Raw genomic sequence first — 15,538 nt, 5'->3', positions numbered from 1 at the left:
ACCCTAGAGGGCTGCTATTCCTGTGTAGTGTATTGTTAAAGAACCGACTAATAGGTCGGATCCTTAATTTTTCTCAAAATATTGGACTTAATTAATCCCCCTGCTTTGGATAGGCTAGAAGAGGCCTAATACCCTAACTTTTCCCTCACTCTTTGCAAAACGCCATCGGCTACTTTCTTGGCCTTTTCAGCACCAAGGGCGAGTGCCTCATCTACTTCGTTGAGGTTGTTCATATAATATTCAAACTTTTCACGGGGTTCTTCAAACTTGTTCAAAATAACCTCGTAGAGCGCCTGTTTTGCATGGCCGTAACCGTAATTTCCTGCCAAATAGTTAGCGCTCATCTCCTCTATTTGAGGTTGGGAAGCCAGTATTTTATAAAGAGCGAACACATTATCCGTAGTAGGATCTTTGGGGTCTTCCATAGGCGTACTATCGGTCTGAATACCCATAATCTGCTTACGGAGTTTTTTATCCGTTTGAAAAAGATTAATCAGATTGCCCTTGCTCTTGCTCATCTTGGCCCCATCCGTTCCGGGAACATACATGGTTTCTTCTTGAACTTTTGCATCGGGTAGTATAAAGGTTTCGCCTAGTTGCGCATGAAAACGAGAGGCAACGTCCCGAGTCATCTCCAAGTGTTGTAATTGGTCTTTCCCTACTGGAACGATGTTGGCATCGTACAGCAAAATATCCGCTGCCATGAGCATAGGATAACCAAAGAGTCCGGCATTTACATCTTCCAAGCGATCAGCTTTGTCCTTAAAGGAATGTGCCAGTGTTAATCTTTGGTAAGGAAAGAAACAGCTGAGATACCAAGCCAGTTCTGTTACTTGAGGCACATCGCTTTGTCTATAGAATACGGTTTCTTCTATATCGAGACCAAAGGCAAGCCAAGTAGCTGCCGTAGCATAGGTATTGTTCCGTAATTCAGTACCATTCTTTATTTGCGTGAGCGAATGCATATCCGCTATAAAGAGAAAAGATTCGTTCTTGGGGTTCTGTGCCATTTGTATGGCGGGAATAATAGCGCCGAGGATATTGCCTAGATGAGGTGTTCCCGTACTCTGTATTCCCGTTAAAATTCTTGCCATTGCTGTCGTATTCTAAGCGAGTAAAGATAAAACAAATCAAAAAATAAGAACCGAAATAACTATTTTTGATTTATGCTCAAAATGGTTCAGCGTATAGGCCAGACTTTTTACCGTATTTGGTTCTATATCATGGTGGCTATCCCAATATTCATTTTCTTTCCCTTTCTGCTAGTTTCTGTTTCTAGGGAAGCTTGGTATCCACAGTTCTTTTGGTTGGCGCGTAATCTTTGGGCAAAACCAATACTTTATGGCATGGGATGCCCTCCGAGCGTTACCTTTGAACAACCTATTTTAAAAGGGCAGAGCTACATGTTGGTCGCGAACCATACCAGTATGTTGGATATAATGCTCATGCTCTACGTTAGTAAAAACCCCTTTGTGTTCGTTGGCAAGAAAGAACTGGTGAAAATACCTGTTTTTGGATTTTTTTATAAACGGGTATGTATCATGGTAGATAGAGAGGATACGCAAAGCAGGACCGGCGTTTATAGAAGGGCTCAAAGACGCCTGCAACAGGGTCTGAGCATCTGTATTTTTCCCGAGGGCGGCGTGCCGGAAGAGACCGTGGTTTTGGACTCCTTTAAAGACGGCGCTTTTAAAATGGCCATAGCACATAAAATACCTATAGTTCCCATTACTTTTTACGATAACAAAAAACGATTTTCGTTCACCTTTTTTAGTGGAGGTCCGGGAAGGACTAGGGCCAAGGTGCACGAATTTTTTGAAACGGGTATTTTGGGAGCAGAGGACAAGTCTACCCTTAGAGAAGAAGTGCGTGAAGTTATTTTGGCCGATTTAAAACTGTACAATGCTTGTACTATTTAAAATCTAAAGCTAAGCCCGCTGTATATACCTAAGGAATAGGGGTTAAAAGTACCATCTGTCTCAGAGAATGTATTCAGTTGATATTTAAACACAGGCTCTAAGTTGAATTGTACTTTAGGCGAGAATTTATAATTTACCCCGAGACCCACATTAGCACTAAAATTTAGGTCGTTTACATTATTGGCCTCACCCATTTCCGTCGTTAGACCTCCAGATGTAAGGGCTACGGAGTTGTCTATCAAGAACAAGGAGCTAATTCCGCCGATAAGATTTACCCCGAACTTATTGTCCACAAGGGCATAATTGAGTTCTACCGGAACCTCAACATATCCTAATTGTTGGGACATTACCCCGTCTCTTTCCGGGTTTTCAGCCGACACATCTATAGCTTCGTTACTAACGACAGCATTTGCGTTCCCACCTTTTCTACTAGATACCACCAGATTTTTTGAGGTTGCAGAATAATCAATATTGTCAATTTGCCCATTGGTAGAAGCTACTAAGGAAGAGGAGAATGCAACATCGTTCGTATCATAGCCATAATCTACCTTATGCACTCCCGATTTAACGGTGAGCTTAGGACTTATCTCGTAGGCAACGGACAATCCATAGCTAAGATTGATATTCCCCGATTTAGAATTGGGAATGAATATGGAATGTACAGAAGAGCCTTCCCCGATCGCATTAAAATAAACGGGAGCTACACTAGGGCCAGCGGACCATTTTTTGGCATTACCTTCAGCAACCACTACGGCCTCTTGTTCCTCGATTTCTTCGAAGATGGATTTTTTCTTAGGGTCTTCAATTATTTCCTCGGTTTCTTTCTCGTCATCTGCATTTGCAGCTAGAGCTGTTTCAGGATTACCGGTAGTAGTAGTTTCTAAACTCCTATCTTTTGGAGAAACATTAGTATTTGATAGTTCCTCCTGCAGCACCTTCTCCTTTGTAGTACGATTAGATTGCGCAATTTCAGTCTCATTGGCAAATACGTCATTCGTAAAATTTGAGTCCTTATTTTGTTCTTTTTTACTCTTTTTGACCGGACTCTTTTCTTTTGTTTGCGCTACGGTTTCTTCGTTAGAATTCCAATTGTCCGTAGCTATCTTAGATTTTTGCTTTGACATATTTTGGTCGCTATCGGATTTACTCTCTTTAGCTTTAGGCGTATTGGCCAATTGTATCACATTTTCCCCAGGATTATGTTCCATTTCTTCTTTGGAAGTAATGGCTGTAGTATCTACAATACGAGTATTGAAATCTGCTTTTTTGGTTCCTGTAGAATCAATAGCGTTTGTATTTATCTCAGGCACATTATGTTCTACGTCCGTTATTATTTCTTCTGTTGTATTGTTTTCCGCAAATGGATTGAACAGTACAAACCCAATTAACAAAGCTGCGGCGATACCGCCTAGTTGCCACCACAACGGCAGCAGACGTTTTTCCTTCTTTTTGTTCAATGACGCCTCAATGGATTTCCAGACATGTTCGTCGGGAACTTCCTTGAAGTCCAAGAATGTATCTTGGAATAGTTCGTCTAATTTCTTTTTGCCCATCTCTTTAAGACTTTAATTTTTTATTTTGACTCTTTTGAATCATATATAGCTTCCCAATAGTATTACCATCCCGATAATTGATTGAGAAATTTTGTTTTCTATTTTCTCTTTTAAGAGCATTCGTGCCCTAGCAAGATTAGATTTTGATGTTCCGGTGCTGGTACCCAGCAACTCACCTATTTCTTTATGTGTGTACCCATCAAGTACGTATAAATTAAAAGTTGTTCTGTATTTATTGGGAAGCTCCCTTATATATTCCAACAAGGTCTGTAATCCAATATCCTCAAAAGAGGAATCCACGGTTACTTCTTCTTCCGTATTTTCATGCACAACATTTAAAGGTTCTTCCTTTCTGTATTTCTGTAATACGGTGTTTACTGTAATTCTTTTCATCCAGCCTTCAAAAGACCCTTTGGACTTATACTGCTCAATTTTATCATAAATGGTCATAAAACTATCATGCAAGCTGTCTTCCGCTTCGGTCTTGTTCTTGGAATATTTAAGACAGATACCAAAGAGAACGGCGGAATATTTTCTATATAGCTGCGCCTGCGCCTTTCGGTCGCCCTTTTTACAGTTATGTATGAGCTGTTCTAGACTCACTAAGATTGGTTGGATTAAGTTGGTTTTTAATTTACGGGTACAATTATTTCAAGGAATTCAGCTTCCCCATCACTATTTTCTCCTTGAAAAAATTTAAAGGTATACGGTTGGTTGTAGATGACCGTAAAATTAAAAAATGCCTCTTCTGTTGTAACTATCTGTGTGCATGCCTCTATGTCCGTTCTAACAGAACCTATGGCAACGATATTTCTTGTAGTGGTATCTTCGTCACTTACATCGAAACCCTCATAAGCGGTACAACCGTCAGGCAGGTTATAGGTAACGTTTATTTGATAGGTCTGATTTAGTTCAAACGATTCCGGAACATCGGCACTGATTATTTGTAATGCCGTAAAATGAAAATTTGGACCATCATCGTTGGAGCAACCACACAGCAATAAAGTAAAACATACCACCAGGAAAATAACTTTTCTTCCCATTACGATAATTTCTTTTCTTTAAAGATGAAAATCTACCCTAAAGGTTGCGTAAACCTTGTAAAAAATGATGTATTAGGAGTTAATGGTATTAATGGCCTCCCTAATTTTTACATCTAATTCCTCAAAAAGTTCAGGATTGTCTAGCAACAATGACTTTACGGCGTCCCTACCTTGACCTAATTTTGTGTCTCCATAGCTGAACCATGAACCACTTTTTTTGATGATTTCATACTGAACACCCAAGTCTATGATTTCTCCTACTTTCGATATTCCTTCGCCATACATGATATCAAACTCGGTGGTTCGGAAAGGAGGCGCAACTTTGTTCTTTACGACCTTTACCCTTGTTTTGTTTCCTTGAATATTACCATCCGTATCCTTTATCTGGGTGGATCTTCTAATATCCAATCGAACGGATGCGTAGAATTTAAGGGCATTACCGCCAGTAGTAGTTTCTGGATTACCGAACATAACACCAATTTTTTCTCTCAACTGGTTAATGAATATAACGGTACAATGCGTTTTGCTGATGGAACCCGTTAATTTCCTCAAGGCTTGCGACATTAAACGGGCGTGTAAGCCCATTTTTGAATCGCCCATTTCTCCTTCAATCTCACTTTTTGGTGTAAGAGCGGCAACGGAATCTATTACTACAATGTCAATAGCTCCGGAGCGAATTAGATTGTCCGCAATTTCCAAACCTTGCTCCCCATTATCCGGTTGGGAAATAATTAAGTTATCAATGTCTACCCCTAATTTTTCGGCATAAAAACGGTCAAAAGCATGTTCCGCATCTATAAAAGCGGCAATGCCACCGTTTTTCTGAGCCTCAGCTATAGCATGTAGTGTTAATGTAGTTTTACCAGATGATTCCGGACCGTATATTTCAATAACTCTTCCACGCGGATATCCACCTACTCCCAAGGCAATATCCAACCCTAAAGAACCTGAAGGTATCACCTCAACATCCGCAACCACGCTATCTCCCATTTTCATGACAGCACCCTTACCATAGGTCTTGTCCATTTTATCCAGCGTTAGTTTAAGGGCTTTTAATTTTGCATCTTTCTCGGAACTCATCTTTTCAATTTTAGGGTAGCTAAATTAACACTTCTTTTTTGAAAAGAATAATATAGCGTGCTATTACGCAACCATTTTCTATAATTGTTATCTTATTTAAAAAGTCTGTTGGTTATTTGGTTATAATCCGTTGTTTTTAGTGTCAACGGAGATTGGTGGCTATCTCCTTTTATCATTTTCAAAGAATGCTATGAAGAAGAGAAATGGAATAGCCGAATAAAGAGTCTTGAGTAATCAAGGCTCTTTTTGTTTTTAATAAGCCTTTTTTTAAAAGCTGCGCTTGGACTAAGAAAAACCGATTTTTGTACCTTTGCCAACTTAAAAATCATTCTTTAACTTAAATAATTGGTATAGCATGCAACTGTACAATACTTTAAGTGCTAAGGAAAGAGCATCTTTAATTGAACAGGCCGGAAAAGAACGCCTTACCATCTCTTTCTATAAATATGCACACATAGCCAACACGGCATTATTCCGGAATTATCTTTTTATTCATTGGAACGAGTTAGAAGTTCTCGGGCGCATTTATATTGCGCACGAAGGTATAAACGCACAACTTTCTGTGCCAGCCGAGAATTTTGATGCGTTCAAATCCCATTTGGACAGTATTTCTTTCTTGAAAAATGTTCGTTTGAACATTGCCATTGAACAGGATAATATGTCCTTTTTAAAATTGAAGGTGAAAGTGCGTCATAAAATTGTTGCGGACGGTCTTAATGATGCTGCTTTCGACGTTACCAATAAAGGGATTCATGTAGATGCCAAACGTTTTAATGAACTCATTGAGGACCCTGATACGGTTTTGGTAGATATGCGCAACCATTATGAAAGTGAAATAGGCCATTTTAAGAATGCGATAACCCCGGACGTGGATACTTTTCGTGATTCATTGGATATTATTGAGAAAGATTTAGCGGACCATAAGGAAGATAAAAAATTAGTAATGTATTGCACGGGTGGCATACGTTGCGAAAAAGCAAGTGCGTATTACAAGCACAAAGGATTTCAACAGGTGTATCAATTAGAGGGTGGTATCATTGAATATACGCGGCAGGTAAAAAACCAAAATCTAGAGAATAAATTCCGGGGTAAAAATTTTGTGTTCGATCATAGGAGAGGAGAGCGTATCAGTGATGATGTCATAGCACAATGCCACCAGTGCGGGGAACCTTGCGACGAGCATGTGAACTGCGCAAATGAGGCATGTCACTTACTGTTCATTCAGTGCTCGTCGTGCGCCGAAAAAATGAATCAGTGCTGTTCGGACGACTGTAAAGAGGTTCACGAGCTACCTTTTGAAGAGCAGAAAGCTCTGAGAAAAGGAAAAACGGTCAGCAATAAGATTTTTAAAAAAGGGCGCTCCGAAGTATTAAAGTTTAAAAAGTAGTACTTACGCTTCGGTTCCTGAGAGCACTTTTTTTATAGCCCAACTTTGGGCTATTACTTTTGATCATCAAAAAAGTCATATAAGGATTACCTCATTCTTGACGGGGAGCACTCTGGTGTCGTACTTTACATCGGATTAAAAAAACACTATCTTTACCATTAAGTTTTTATGAACCTTTTTTGGCGGAATTAGACTGTTCCTGTCAAATCAATATATAAAATATGGGTTGTAGTAGTTGTTCTACCGGCAAGGATGGACAACCAAAGGGATGCAAGAATAATGGTACTTGCGGTACAGATGGTTGCAATAAATTAACAGTTTTTGATTGGCTTTCCAATATGGCGTTACCCAATGGAGAGAAGCCTTTTGAGTTCGTTGAGATAAGATTTAAAAATAGCAGAAAAGGGTTCTATAAGAACACAGAAAACCTTTCACTTTCTATTGGCGATATTGTCGCTACACAGGCCCAATCGGGTCATGACATAGGTATGGTTACCTTGACCGGAGAGTTGGTGCGCGTTCAGATGAAGCGCAAGAAAGAAGATTATAAATCCGAAGATTTTGCCAAGGTTTACAGAAAAGCTTCCCAAAAAGATATTGATATTTGGCAGAAATGTAGGGACCGGGAAGAAGAGATAAAGAAAAGGGCCAGGGAAATAGCCATCATATTGAAATTACAGATGAAAATCTCTGATGTAGAGTTTCAGGGTGACGGTTCCAAGGCTACATTCTACTACACCGCAGAGGAGCGTGTTGATTTTCGTCAGCTTATAAAGGACATGGCCAAAGCATTTGGTATTCGCATTGAAATGCGCCAAATAGGATACCGGCAAGAGGCACAACGTCTTGGCGGAATCGGTTCTTGTGGCAGGGAATTATGTTGCTCTACTTGGCTAACGGATTTTAGGTCCGTGAGTACTTCTGCTGCCCGTTATCAGCAACTTTCCTTAAATCCTCAAAAACTGGCCGGTCAATGTGGAAAGTTAAAATGTTGCTTAAACTATGAGCTCGATGCTTACTTGGATGCATTGAAAGACTTTCCGTCTCAGGACACCAAACTATTTACCGAGAAAGGGCTTGCCTTTTGCCAAAAAACGGATATTTTTAAGGAAATGTTGTGGTTTTCCTATAAGGACGAACCTGCGAACTGGCATGTGCTTTCCAAAGACCAGACCAATGAAATTCTCGAAAAGAACAGGAAAAAGGAAAAAGTAGCCAGTCTAGAACTGTATGCCTTGGAAAATAGTGTAGAGGAAAAGGTCGTTTTTGAAAATGTGGTAGGGCAAGATAGTCTCACAAGGTTCGACAGGCCTAAAGGAAAGAGCAACAGGAACAACAGAAATAAAAATAGGAACCGTAAAAAGAACAACAATAGAAAAAGAAATCAAAAAAATGCGAAGCATTAGTTGTCTGCTAATTTTCACGATCATCATAGCTTCCTGTAATACCAACGTAGCCCATACAGAATACAAGAGCATAAACGGCGCTGTTTGGAACAGGGACAATGTTGTTCAATTTTCTTTCCCTGAATTAGATACGGTCCAGAATCATCATATGTTCATCAATGTGAGGAACGATGAAAATTTCCCCTACAGCAACCTTTTTCTGATTACAGCTTTAACCACACCGAACGGAGAGGTGTTGCAGGACACTTTAGAATATAAAATGGCCCTGCCGGACGGAACGTGGCTAGGGAAGGGAAACGGAAGCATCAAGGAAAATAAACTTTGGTACAAGGAAAACATCGTTTTCCCCGCCAAGGGCGTATATAATTTAGAGATATCCCACGCTATGCGAAAAAATGGTACTGTTTCCGGTATTATAGCACTGGAAGGTATCACGGATGTAGGTATAGAAATAACAAAGAGTAACCCCTAAGCTAATGGCAAAAGTCGCTAAAAAGAAAGAGTCTCAGGGCTTTTTTAAGTTTATCAAATGGTTTTGGATTTTATTTATTTCAGGTATAGCTTTCGTTGCATTAATATTTCTTTCTGCTTCGTGGGGCCTGTTCGGAGAATTACCACCCTATGAGTATCTAGAAAATCCGCAAACAAATTTAGCCTCTCAAATACTCTCTTCGGACAATAAGTTATTAGGTAAATTTTATCTAGATGATAACCGTACGGATGTTAAATACGAAGATCTCCCAGAAAATCTGGTGAACACCTTAATTGCTAGCGAGGACATTCGTTTTCGGGACCATTCGGGAATAGATGCCCGAGGAACTTTAAGGGCCGCATTTTTTCTTGGTAAAAGAGGAGGTGCAAGTACTATTTCCCAACAATTGGCACGTCAACTCTTTGTAGGCGTACGGTCCAGAAATAAATTCGAGACCATTCAGCAGAAAATAAAGGAATGGGTTTTAGCGATCAGGCTAGAACGTAGCTATACCAAGGAGGAAATCATTGCCATGTATCTTAATATTTACGATTTTGGTAATAACGCCGATGGTATTCGTTCTGCTTCACGAATCTATTTTGGTAAGGAACCAAAAGATTTAAAAATGGAGGAGTCTGCCATGTTAGTGGGAATGCTTCAAAATTCTTCCCTGTACAATCCTTTGCGACGGGAGGAGCTCACACAGAAAAAGAGAAACATTGTTTTAGGACAGTTGGCCAGGTATGAGTTTATATCCGAGAAGGAAAGAGACTCCCTCCGGGGCTTGGAAATGAACATTAATTATAATCCAGAGAACCATAGAGAAGGTCTGGCTACCTATTTCAGAATGTATTTGCAACGGTTCATGAAAGACTGGATTGAAAAAAATCCAAAACCGGCTCTTGAAGGGGAACGGGACAGGTACAATCTTTACTTAGATGGACTTAAGATTTATACGACCATAGATTCTAAAATGCAGGCGAATGCCGAGGAGGCCGTGTCCCAACATATGGAGCGCTTACAAGCAGAATTTTTCGTTCAAAACACAAAGAAGCGGAACCCAACTACTCCTTTTTTAGACTTAACCGATGATGAAACCGACCGTATTATGGAACGGGCTATAAAAACATCGGAACGTTGGAGAAAAATGAAAGAAGCTGGGAAATCTGAAAAAGAGATACGAGATTCTTTTACCAAGAAGACGGAAATGACCGTATTTGATTGGAAGAGCGATACCAAGGAAAAAGATACCGTTTTAACCCCTTTGGATTCTATACGTTACTACAAGACTTTTCTTAGAGCGGCAATGATGTCCATGGAGCCACAGACCGGCCACGTTAAGGCTTGGGTAGGAGGCATAAATTATAAGCATTTTCAATATGATAATGTGATTCAAGGTTCTAGACAGGCTGGGTCTACGTTTAAACCGTTCGTTTATGCTGCGGCCATTGACCAATTACGTTTATCTCCCTGTGAGACACTGCCAGACACGCAATACTGTATAGAAGCTGGCAAACACGGTAATATGGAACCGTGGTGCCCTAGGAATTCGGACTTTAAATATTCGGGTAGGGATATGACCCTGAAATATGCCTTGGCTAATTCAGTAAATACGGTTACTGCCCAGTTAATAGATAAGGTAGGGCCTAAGTCCGTAGTTTCTATCGTAAAAAATTTAGGTTTCACCAATGAAATATTACCTGTACCCGCTATTGCCTTGGGAACAGAATTGGTTAACGTATACGAAATGGTTGGGGCCTATGGCGCTTTTGCCAACCAAGGAGTTTATGTGAAACCGGTAATGGTAACGCGTATAGAGGACAAGAACGGAACTGTGCTGTACGAGTACGTTCCAGAAACAAAGGACGTGCTCAGTAAAGAAGTATCCTATGCCATGGTAGACTTAATGAAAGGTGTTACTCAGGGAGGTTCTGGAACGAGATTACGACATAGTTACAATAAGAATAATTCAGTCTATAAAGAGATTATAACAGGATACCCTTATGAGCTTACGAACCCGATTGCCGGTAAAACGGGGACTACCCAAAACAACAGTGATGGTTGGTTTATGGGAATGGTACCCAATTTGGTAACGGGTGTTTGGGTAGGTGGTGAGGAACGTTCCGTACACTTTAAAAATATTCTATACGGTCAAGGCGCATCAATGGCCTTACCCATTTGGGGATTATATATGAAGAAGAATTATGCAAATGAGGAATTAGGGATATCAAAGGGCGATTTTGAGAAACCGGATAACATGTCGATAATTACGGATTGTGAAAAGTTTGTGGAAAACCAGAAACAGGACATTGAGCTAGAAGATGATCTAGAGGATTTAGATTTTTAAAAAACCATAGGTTTCTTATTTTAATAGAATAGACCCTGCACAATGCAGGGTCTTTTTTTTACGTGAGATTTCATTTAAAAGCAGTAATTTAGAAGGAGATAAATCTATAATTATGATAAACAAAACTGTACCTAATATTGAGAAAGCGCTAGAGGGCGTAAAGGACGGTATGACGTTTATGCTTGGAGGATTCGGGTTGTGTGGTATCCCTGAAAATGCGATAGGGCAACTGGTTAAAATGGGGATTAAGGACATTGTATGCATATCTAACAACGCAGGGGTAGATGATTTTGGCTTAGGTCTTTTATTGCAGCAAAAGCAGATAAAAAAAATGATTTCTTCCTATGTGGGAGAAAACGATGAGTTCGAAAGACAAATGCTTAGTGGCGAGTTAGAGGTAGAGTTAACACCTCAGGGCACCCTAGCTGAGAAATGTAGGGCTGCACAAGGAGGTTTTCCAGCATTTTTTACACCTGCAGGATACGGAACGGAGGTTGCAGAAGGGAAGGAAACCAGAGAATTTAACGGAAAAATGTATGTGCTTGAGGAGGCTTTTAAGGCCGACTTTTCGTTCGTTAAGGCCTGGAAAGGGGATGAGGCCGGTAACCTTATATTTAAAGGAACTGCTAGAAACTTTAACCCGGCCATGTGTGGGGCCGCTGAAATTACAGTAGCGGAAGTAGAGCAACTGGTTCCTGCCGGAGCATTGAATCCCAATGAAATACATGTTCCAGGTATTTTTGTTCAGCGTATTTTACAGGGAACGTCTTACGAGAAAAGAATTGAACAGCGAACCATAAGACAAAGAGCATAGACTATGTTAGATAAGAATGGAATTGCGAAACGTATCGCCAAAGAAGTAAGAGATGGGTATTATGTAAATCTTGGTATAGGCATCCCTACTTTGGTCGCGAATTTTGTGAGGGACGATATTAGTGTAGAGTTCCAAAGCGAGAACGGCGTATTGGGTATGGGGCCATTCCCATATGAGGGCGAAGAAGATGCGGATGTCATTAATGCAGGTAAACAAACCATAACCACACTTCCTGGCGCCTCTTTTTTTGATTCGGCTACAAGCTTTAATATGATTCGGGGTCAACACGTAGACTTAACTATTTTAGGAGCTATGGAAGTCTCTGAGCAAGGAGATATCGCCAATTGGAAAATACCTGGGAAAATGGTGAAAGGCATGGGAGGGGCAATGGATTTGGTAGCTTCTGCTGAAAATATCATTGTGGCTATGATGCATACTAACAGAGCGGGTGAGTCTAAATTGCTTAAAAGATGTTCGCTTCCTTTAACGGGAGTTGCCTGTGTTAAGAAAATCGTGACGAACTTGGCAGTATTAGAGGTTGCCCCAAAAGGCTTTTTGCTTTTAGAACATGCCCCTGGCGTTAGCATAGAGCAGATTAAGGCCGCGACCGAAGGAAACTTGCAGGTAGCGGACAACGTGAAGGAGATGCAATTAGATTGAATATAGTATGCATTTTATCGATGAAAGGAAACGGTTCGTTTTTTTCACAACATTTTAGAATGCGTTCACAACAATAATGCTGAAAAAACGAATTATCGACGTTATATTTATCGTGTAGAAAAATAATAACCGACAATAAAAAAATAAATTTTACCCAAATGAATTCCCAAACGAACCACATTGCACCAGAAGAGAAAGTACAAGTTTACAGAAATGATTTTTTCAGCGGAATTGTACAATTGACCAAAAAATTATTTATGTTATAGATTCTTTAAAAGAATAGATTATAAAAGAGCGACTCCCCCAAGTCGCTCTTTTTTTATTCTTTAATTTTTGAAACGGGGATATCTTAAGTGCTTTTTGAAGCTTTATACGACGTAGAAATTTCTTGAATCTCCGCATAAAACGAAAAAATTCATATGAATAGATAACCTAATTAAAATAATTTTGTATTTCAACGATAAAAAATGTCATTTCAACGATTATATTTTTATATTCGTTCAGTTGACAACAAAAAATGAGCATTTCGCCACATTAATTATTTTTGTAAGAAAATTCCTTCATATATTTGTATTGTAATTAAAGTGAATCCCAAATCGCTTTTAAAAACTTAACCTAAAATGAAGACTTTTTTCAAATGTTTAGTAGTATGCGTTCTTTTCACATCATGTTCAAAAATAGAGATAAATAATGACCCCGTAATTGGTATTTGGCAACATAATGTCAAAACCGCCACCAATAGTAACAAAATGACCGTAGACAAGGAAGAGTGAATTTTTAATGATGTGTATCTAGGAAGGTTTCATGGATATAATGGTGAAGAGGTGACCTTCTTAACAGATTTTAGATGGACGGTAGAAGATGATATATACACCATTTCTTACCCTGGGACCGATTTCCCGGACGATAAGGTAAAGATGGTAGCTAGTGAAAATGGAACATACTTGGTAAGAGTTACCGGAAGTAACTTCGCCTCAAAACAAAATTAATAATGAAATACCTACTAATTATGCAAACCCCAACGAATCAAAAAACAGTAGCCATAGAAGAACCAACTATGCATATCGGAGAATTTCTGAAAGGAATCTTTAAACTGACTAAGAAGTTGTTTATGATATAAATAATGTAACATCAAAATTCCCCCGTAGAGGAGCAAATTTATTTGCTCCTTTTTTTATTTTAGTAGTGTGATGGTTACCTATAAAAAATGCCAAAAAGAAGAATTGGAAATCTTGGTTAAGATGGCAAAAAAGACGTTTTCTGAAGCTTTCGCAGCAGATAACGACCCAGAGGATTTTGAGAACTATATGAAAGTGGCTTTTAGTAATGAAAGGCTCATGGCAGAATTTCAAAATCCAAATACTACATTTTATTTCGCCTACCTAAAGAAGGTTAGAATTGGGTATTTCAAGTTGAATACTAATGATGCCCAGTCTGATTTGAAACTGGAGGAAAGTATGGAATTGGAACGCATCTATGTGGTGCGCGAATATCAGGGCAATGGATATGGAGCAATGATCCTTAATAAGGCAAAACAGTTAATGGCCGAAGCCGGTAAATCCTTTTTATGGCTAGGTGTCTGGGAAAGAAATATAAAGGCGATTAAATTTTACGAAAAACATGGCTTTAAGAAGTTCGGGACGCATCCTTATTTTATTGGTTCGGATAAACAAACGGATTGGTTAATGCGTTTTGATTTGATTAACTTAAGGACCTCATAAAGACTTACCATGAAATACCTCATTCTATTTACACTACTACTTTTTGGAGCAACCGCAATAACGGCACAAGAATACTATTTTCCGGATAAAAATTTGGCTTGGGAACAAAAGGACCCGAAAGCGTTTAAAGTGGACGGTTCCAAACTTAATGAGGCTGTATCGTTTGCGGAGTCTAACGAATACTCCGGTTCGCGAGATTTACGTATCGCTATTCTTAAGGGTTTTGAACGAGAACCTTATCATAAGATTTTGGGTCCTACGAAAAAAAGAGGCGGACCTGCGGGAATGATCCTTAAAAACGGATATGTTATTGCCCAGTGGGGAGATACCAAAAGGGTAGACATGACCTTTAGTGTCACCAAGAGTTTTTTGAGTACTATGGCAGGCTTGGCGGTTGATAAAGGAATCATTTCCAATACCAATGATAAAGTTGGAGGTTATATTTGGGATGGAACCTTTGATGGTGCCCATAACTCAAAGATTACCTGGGAGCATTTACTACAGCAAAATTCAGCTTGGTGGGGAGCGCTTTGGGGAGCTAAGGATTGGGCCGACCGACCACCAAAGGAGGGTAATGTAGATGATTGGAAATTTGCACTTCCCAAAGAACCGGGAACCGTAATGGAATATAACGATGTTCGAGTCAATGTTTTGGCATATGCCCTTACTCATGTGTGGCGTAAGCCCATGCCACAGGTTCTCAAGGAAAATATTATGGACCATATCGGTGCTTCTTCAACTTGGCGGTGGTACGGTTATGACCATGCTTGGACAGAAATCGATGGAATAAACATGAAATCCGTAACGGGTGGCGGTCATTCTGGCGCAGGCCTATTCATAAATACCGAAGACATGGCCCGTTTTGGACTTTTGTTCTTGAACAATGGCAAATGGAAAAATCAATCCATAATTAGCAACGAGTGGATTGAACAGGCCATTACGCCTCCGCCCCAAACCCCAATTATGGCTATATGTGGTGGCTTAATAAAAAAGGGGATAGGCACTGGGAAGGTCTTTCGGAAAACATCTATTACGCTGCAGGATTTGGCGGGAATTTTATCGTCGTAGACCGGGACAATGATTTGGTCGTGGTTACCCGATGGTTAGAGCCTAGTAAAATAGGAGCATTCATGACC

At 39.8% G+C, this 15,538-nt stretch carries 16 protein-coding genes; 11 read left to right on the top strand and 5 right to left on the bottom strand.

Going from position 1 to position 15,538, the window contains the following annotated elements:
• Nucleotides 1-125: 125 nt before the first annotated feature.
• A complete protein-coding gene (trpS, locus tag EJ994_RS12795) occupies nucleotides 126-1,094 on the bottom strand; it encodes a tryptophan--tRNA ligase (protein WP_126592853.1) in 969 nt (322 codons plus the stop codon).
• 72 nt (nucleotides 1,095-1,166) lie between these two features.
• Between trpS and EJ994_RS12790 the strand changes: the two genes are divergently transcribed.
• Nucleotides 1,167-1,919, top strand: coding sequence for a lysophospholipid acyltransferase family protein (locus tag EJ994_RS12790; protein ID WP_126592852.1), 753 nt, complete (start codon nucleotides 1,167-1,169; stop codon nucleotides 1,917-1,919).
• Here the strand turns inward: EJ994_RS12790 and EJ994_RS12785 are convergent.
• The 4 genes from EJ994_RS12785 to recA all read right to left on the bottom strand — a co-directional run bounded on the left by EJ994_RS12785 (nucleotide 1,916) and on the right by recA (nucleotide 5,595).
• Nucleotides 1,916-3,472: an outer membrane beta-barrel protein gene (locus tag EJ994_RS12785; protein ID WP_126592851.1), complete on the bottom strand. Its 1,557-nt coding sequence runs from the start codon at nucleotides 3,470-3,472 to the stop codon at nucleotides 1,916-1,918. The two genes, EJ994_RS12790 and EJ994_RS12785, sit on opposite strands and share 4 nt — an antisense overlap.
• A 39-nt stretch (nucleotides 3,473-3,511) precedes the next feature.
• Nucleotides 3,512-4,075: an RNA polymerase sigma factor gene (locus tag EJ994_RS12780; protein WP_099573423.1), complete on the bottom strand. Its 564-nt coding sequence runs from the start codon at nucleotides 4,073-4,075 to the stop codon at nucleotides 3,512-3,514.
• Between the two features lie 26 nt (nucleotides 4,076-4,101).
• Complete coding sequence (locus EJ994_RS12775; protein ID WP_241240779.1) at nucleotides 4,102-4,515, bottom strand: hypothetical protein; 414 nt, start codon at nucleotides 4,513-4,515, stop codon at nucleotides 4,102-4,104.
• A gap of 72 nt (nucleotides 4,516-4,587) precedes the next feature.
• A complete protein-coding gene (recA, locus tag EJ994_RS12770; protein ID WP_126592850.1) occupies nucleotides 4,588-5,595 on the bottom strand; it encodes a recombinase RecA in 1,008 nt (335 codons plus the stop codon).
• A gap of 355 nt (nucleotides 5,596-5,950) precedes the next feature.
• Here recA and EJ994_RS12765 point away from each other — a divergent pair, with 355 nt between their 5' ends.
• From EJ994_RS12765 to EJ994_RS12725, 10 genes are all read left to right on the top strand, one after another.
• The gene (locus EJ994_RS12765; RefSeq protein ID WP_126592849.1) at nucleotides 5,951-6,982 is read left to right on the top strand and encodes a rhodanese-related sulfurtransferase; all 1,032 of its coding nucleotides are present in this window, start codon (nucleotides 5,951-5,953) and stop codon (nucleotides 6,980-6,982) included.
• A 221-nt stretch (nucleotides 6,983-7,203) separates the two neighbouring features.
• Nucleotides 7,204-8,388, top strand: a complete 1,185-nt coding sequence (locus tag EJ994_RS12760; protein ID WP_126592848.1) for a stage 0 sporulation family protein — start codon at nucleotides 7,204-7,206, stop codon at nucleotides 8,386-8,388.
• Nucleotides 8,375-8,860 (top strand): gliding motility lipoprotein GldH, encoded by a 486-nt coding sequence (locus EJ994_RS12755; protein WP_126592847.1) that lies wholly within the window; start codon nucleotides 8,375-8,377, stop codon nucleotides 8,858-8,860. Before EJ994_RS12760 ends, EJ994_RS12755 begins: the two co-directional genes overlap by 14 nt.
• 4 nt (nucleotides 8,861-8,864) lie before the next feature.
• Nucleotides 8,865-11,207, top strand: a complete 2,343-nt coding sequence (locus EJ994_RS12750) for a penicillin-binding protein 1A (RefSeq protein WP_126592846.1) — start codon at nucleotides 8,865-8,867, stop codon at nucleotides 11,205-11,207.
• Between the two features lie 112 nt (nucleotides 11,208-11,319).
• On the top strand, nucleotides 11,320-12,021 hold the full coding sequence (locus EJ994_RS12745) for a CoA transferase subunit A (RefSeq protein ID WP_126592845.1): 702 nt from the start codon (nucleotides 11,320-11,322) through the stop codon (nucleotides 12,019-12,021).
• A 3-nt stretch (nucleotides 12,022-12,024) separates the two neighbouring features.
• The gene (locus EJ994_RS12740; protein ID WP_126592844.1) at nucleotides 12,025-12,681 is read left to right on the top strand and encodes a CoA transferase subunit B; all 657 of its coding nucleotides are present in this window, start codon (nucleotides 12,025-12,027) and stop codon (nucleotides 12,679-12,681) included.
• A gap of 785 nt (nucleotides 12,682-13,466) precedes the next feature.
• A complete protein-coding gene (locus EJ994_RS12735) occupies nucleotides 13,467-13,670 on the top strand; it encodes a hypothetical protein (protein WP_126592843.1) in 204 nt (67 codons plus the stop codon).
• A 2-nt stretch (nucleotides 13,671-13,672) separates the two neighbouring features.
• Nucleotides 13,673-13,801 carry a hypothetical protein gene (locus EJ994_RS17730; RefSeq protein ID WP_262707413.1) on the top strand — a complete coding sequence of 43 codons (129 nt, stop codon included), beginning with the start codon at nucleotides 13,673-13,675 and terminating at the stop codon, nucleotides 13,799-13,801.
• A 121-nt stretch (nucleotides 13,802-13,922) separates the two neighbouring features.
• Entirely contained in the window at nucleotides 13,923-14,402 is a 480-nt protein-coding gene (locus tag EJ994_RS12730) for a GNAT family N-acetyltransferase (protein ID WP_241240778.1), read from the top strand.
• A 9-nt stretch (nucleotides 14,403-14,411) separates the two neighbouring features.
• Nucleotides 14,412-15,470, top strand: a complete 1,059-nt coding sequence (locus EJ994_RS12725; RefSeq protein ID WP_317128087.1) for a serine hydrolase domain-containing protein — start codon at nucleotides 14,412-14,414, stop codon at nucleotides 15,468-15,470.
• Nucleotides 15,471-15,538 lie beyond the last annotated feature (68 nt).

This window comes from Maribacter sp. MJ134 (assembly GCF_003970695.1).
Classification (GTDB): Bacteria; Bacteroidota; Bacteroidia; order Flavobacteriales; family Flavobacteriaceae; genus Maribacter.
Note: the sequence above shows the minus strand (reverse complement) of the source record. Positions and strands in the feature narration are given on the sequence as shown.

Excerpts from the sequence above, each read along its gene's own strand:
- EJ994_RS12750 (WP_126592846.1), top strand. The coding sequence starts at position 8,865 with ATGGCAAAAGTCGCTAAAAAGAAAGAGTCTCAGGGCTTTTTTAAGTTT.
- EJ994_RS12760 (WP_126592848.1), top strand. The coding sequence starts at position 7,204 with ATGGGTTGTAGTAGTTGTTCTACCGGCAAGGATGGACAACCAAAGGGA.
- EJ994_RS12790 (WP_126592852.1), top strand. The coding sequence starts at position 1,167 with ATGCTCAAAATGGTTCAGCGTATAGGCCAGACTTTTTACCGTATTTGG.
- EJ994_RS12730 (WP_241240778.1), top strand. The coding sequence starts at position 13,923 with ATGGCAAAAAAGACGTTTTCTGAAGCTTTCGCAGCAGATAACGACCCA.
- EJ994_RS12785 (WP_126592851.1), bottom strand. The coding sequence starts at position 3,472 with ATGGGCAAAAAGAAATTAGACGAACTATTCCAAGATACATTCTTGGAC.
- EJ994_RS12755 (WP_126592847.1), top strand. The coding sequence starts at position 8,375 with ATGCGAAGCATTAGTTGTCTGCTAATTTTCACGATCATCATAGCTTCC.
- recA (WP_126592850.1), bottom strand. The coding sequence starts at position 5,595 with ATGAGTTCCGAGAAAGATGCAAAATTAAAAGCCCTTAAACTAACGCTG.
- trpS (WP_126592853.1), bottom strand. The coding sequence starts at position 1,094 with ATGGCAAGAATTTTAACGGGAATACAGAGTACGGGAACACCTCATCTA.
- EJ994_RS12740 (WP_126592844.1), top strand. The coding sequence starts at position 12,025 with ATGTTAGATAAGAATGGAATTGCGAAACGTATCGCCAAAGAAGTAAGA.
- EJ994_RS17730 (WP_262707413.1), top strand. The coding sequence starts at position 13,673 with ATGAAATACCTACTAATTATGCAAACCCCAACGAATCAAAAAACAGTA.
- EJ994_RS12765 (WP_126592849.1), top strand. The coding sequence starts at position 5,951 with ATGCAACTGTACAATACTTTAAGTGCTAAGGAAAGAGCATCTTTAATT.
- EJ994_RS12775 (WP_241240779.1), bottom strand. The coding sequence starts at position 4,515 with ATGGGAAGAAAAGTTATTTTCCTGGTGGTATGTTTTACTTTATTGCTG.
- EJ994_RS12725 (WP_317128087.1), top strand. The coding sequence starts at position 14,412 with ATGAAATACCTCATTCTATTTACACTACTACTTTTTGGAGCAACCGCA.
- EJ994_RS12745 (WP_126592845.1), top strand. The coding sequence starts at position 11,320 with ATGATAAACAAAACTGTACCTAATATTGAGAAAGCGCTAGAGGGCGTA.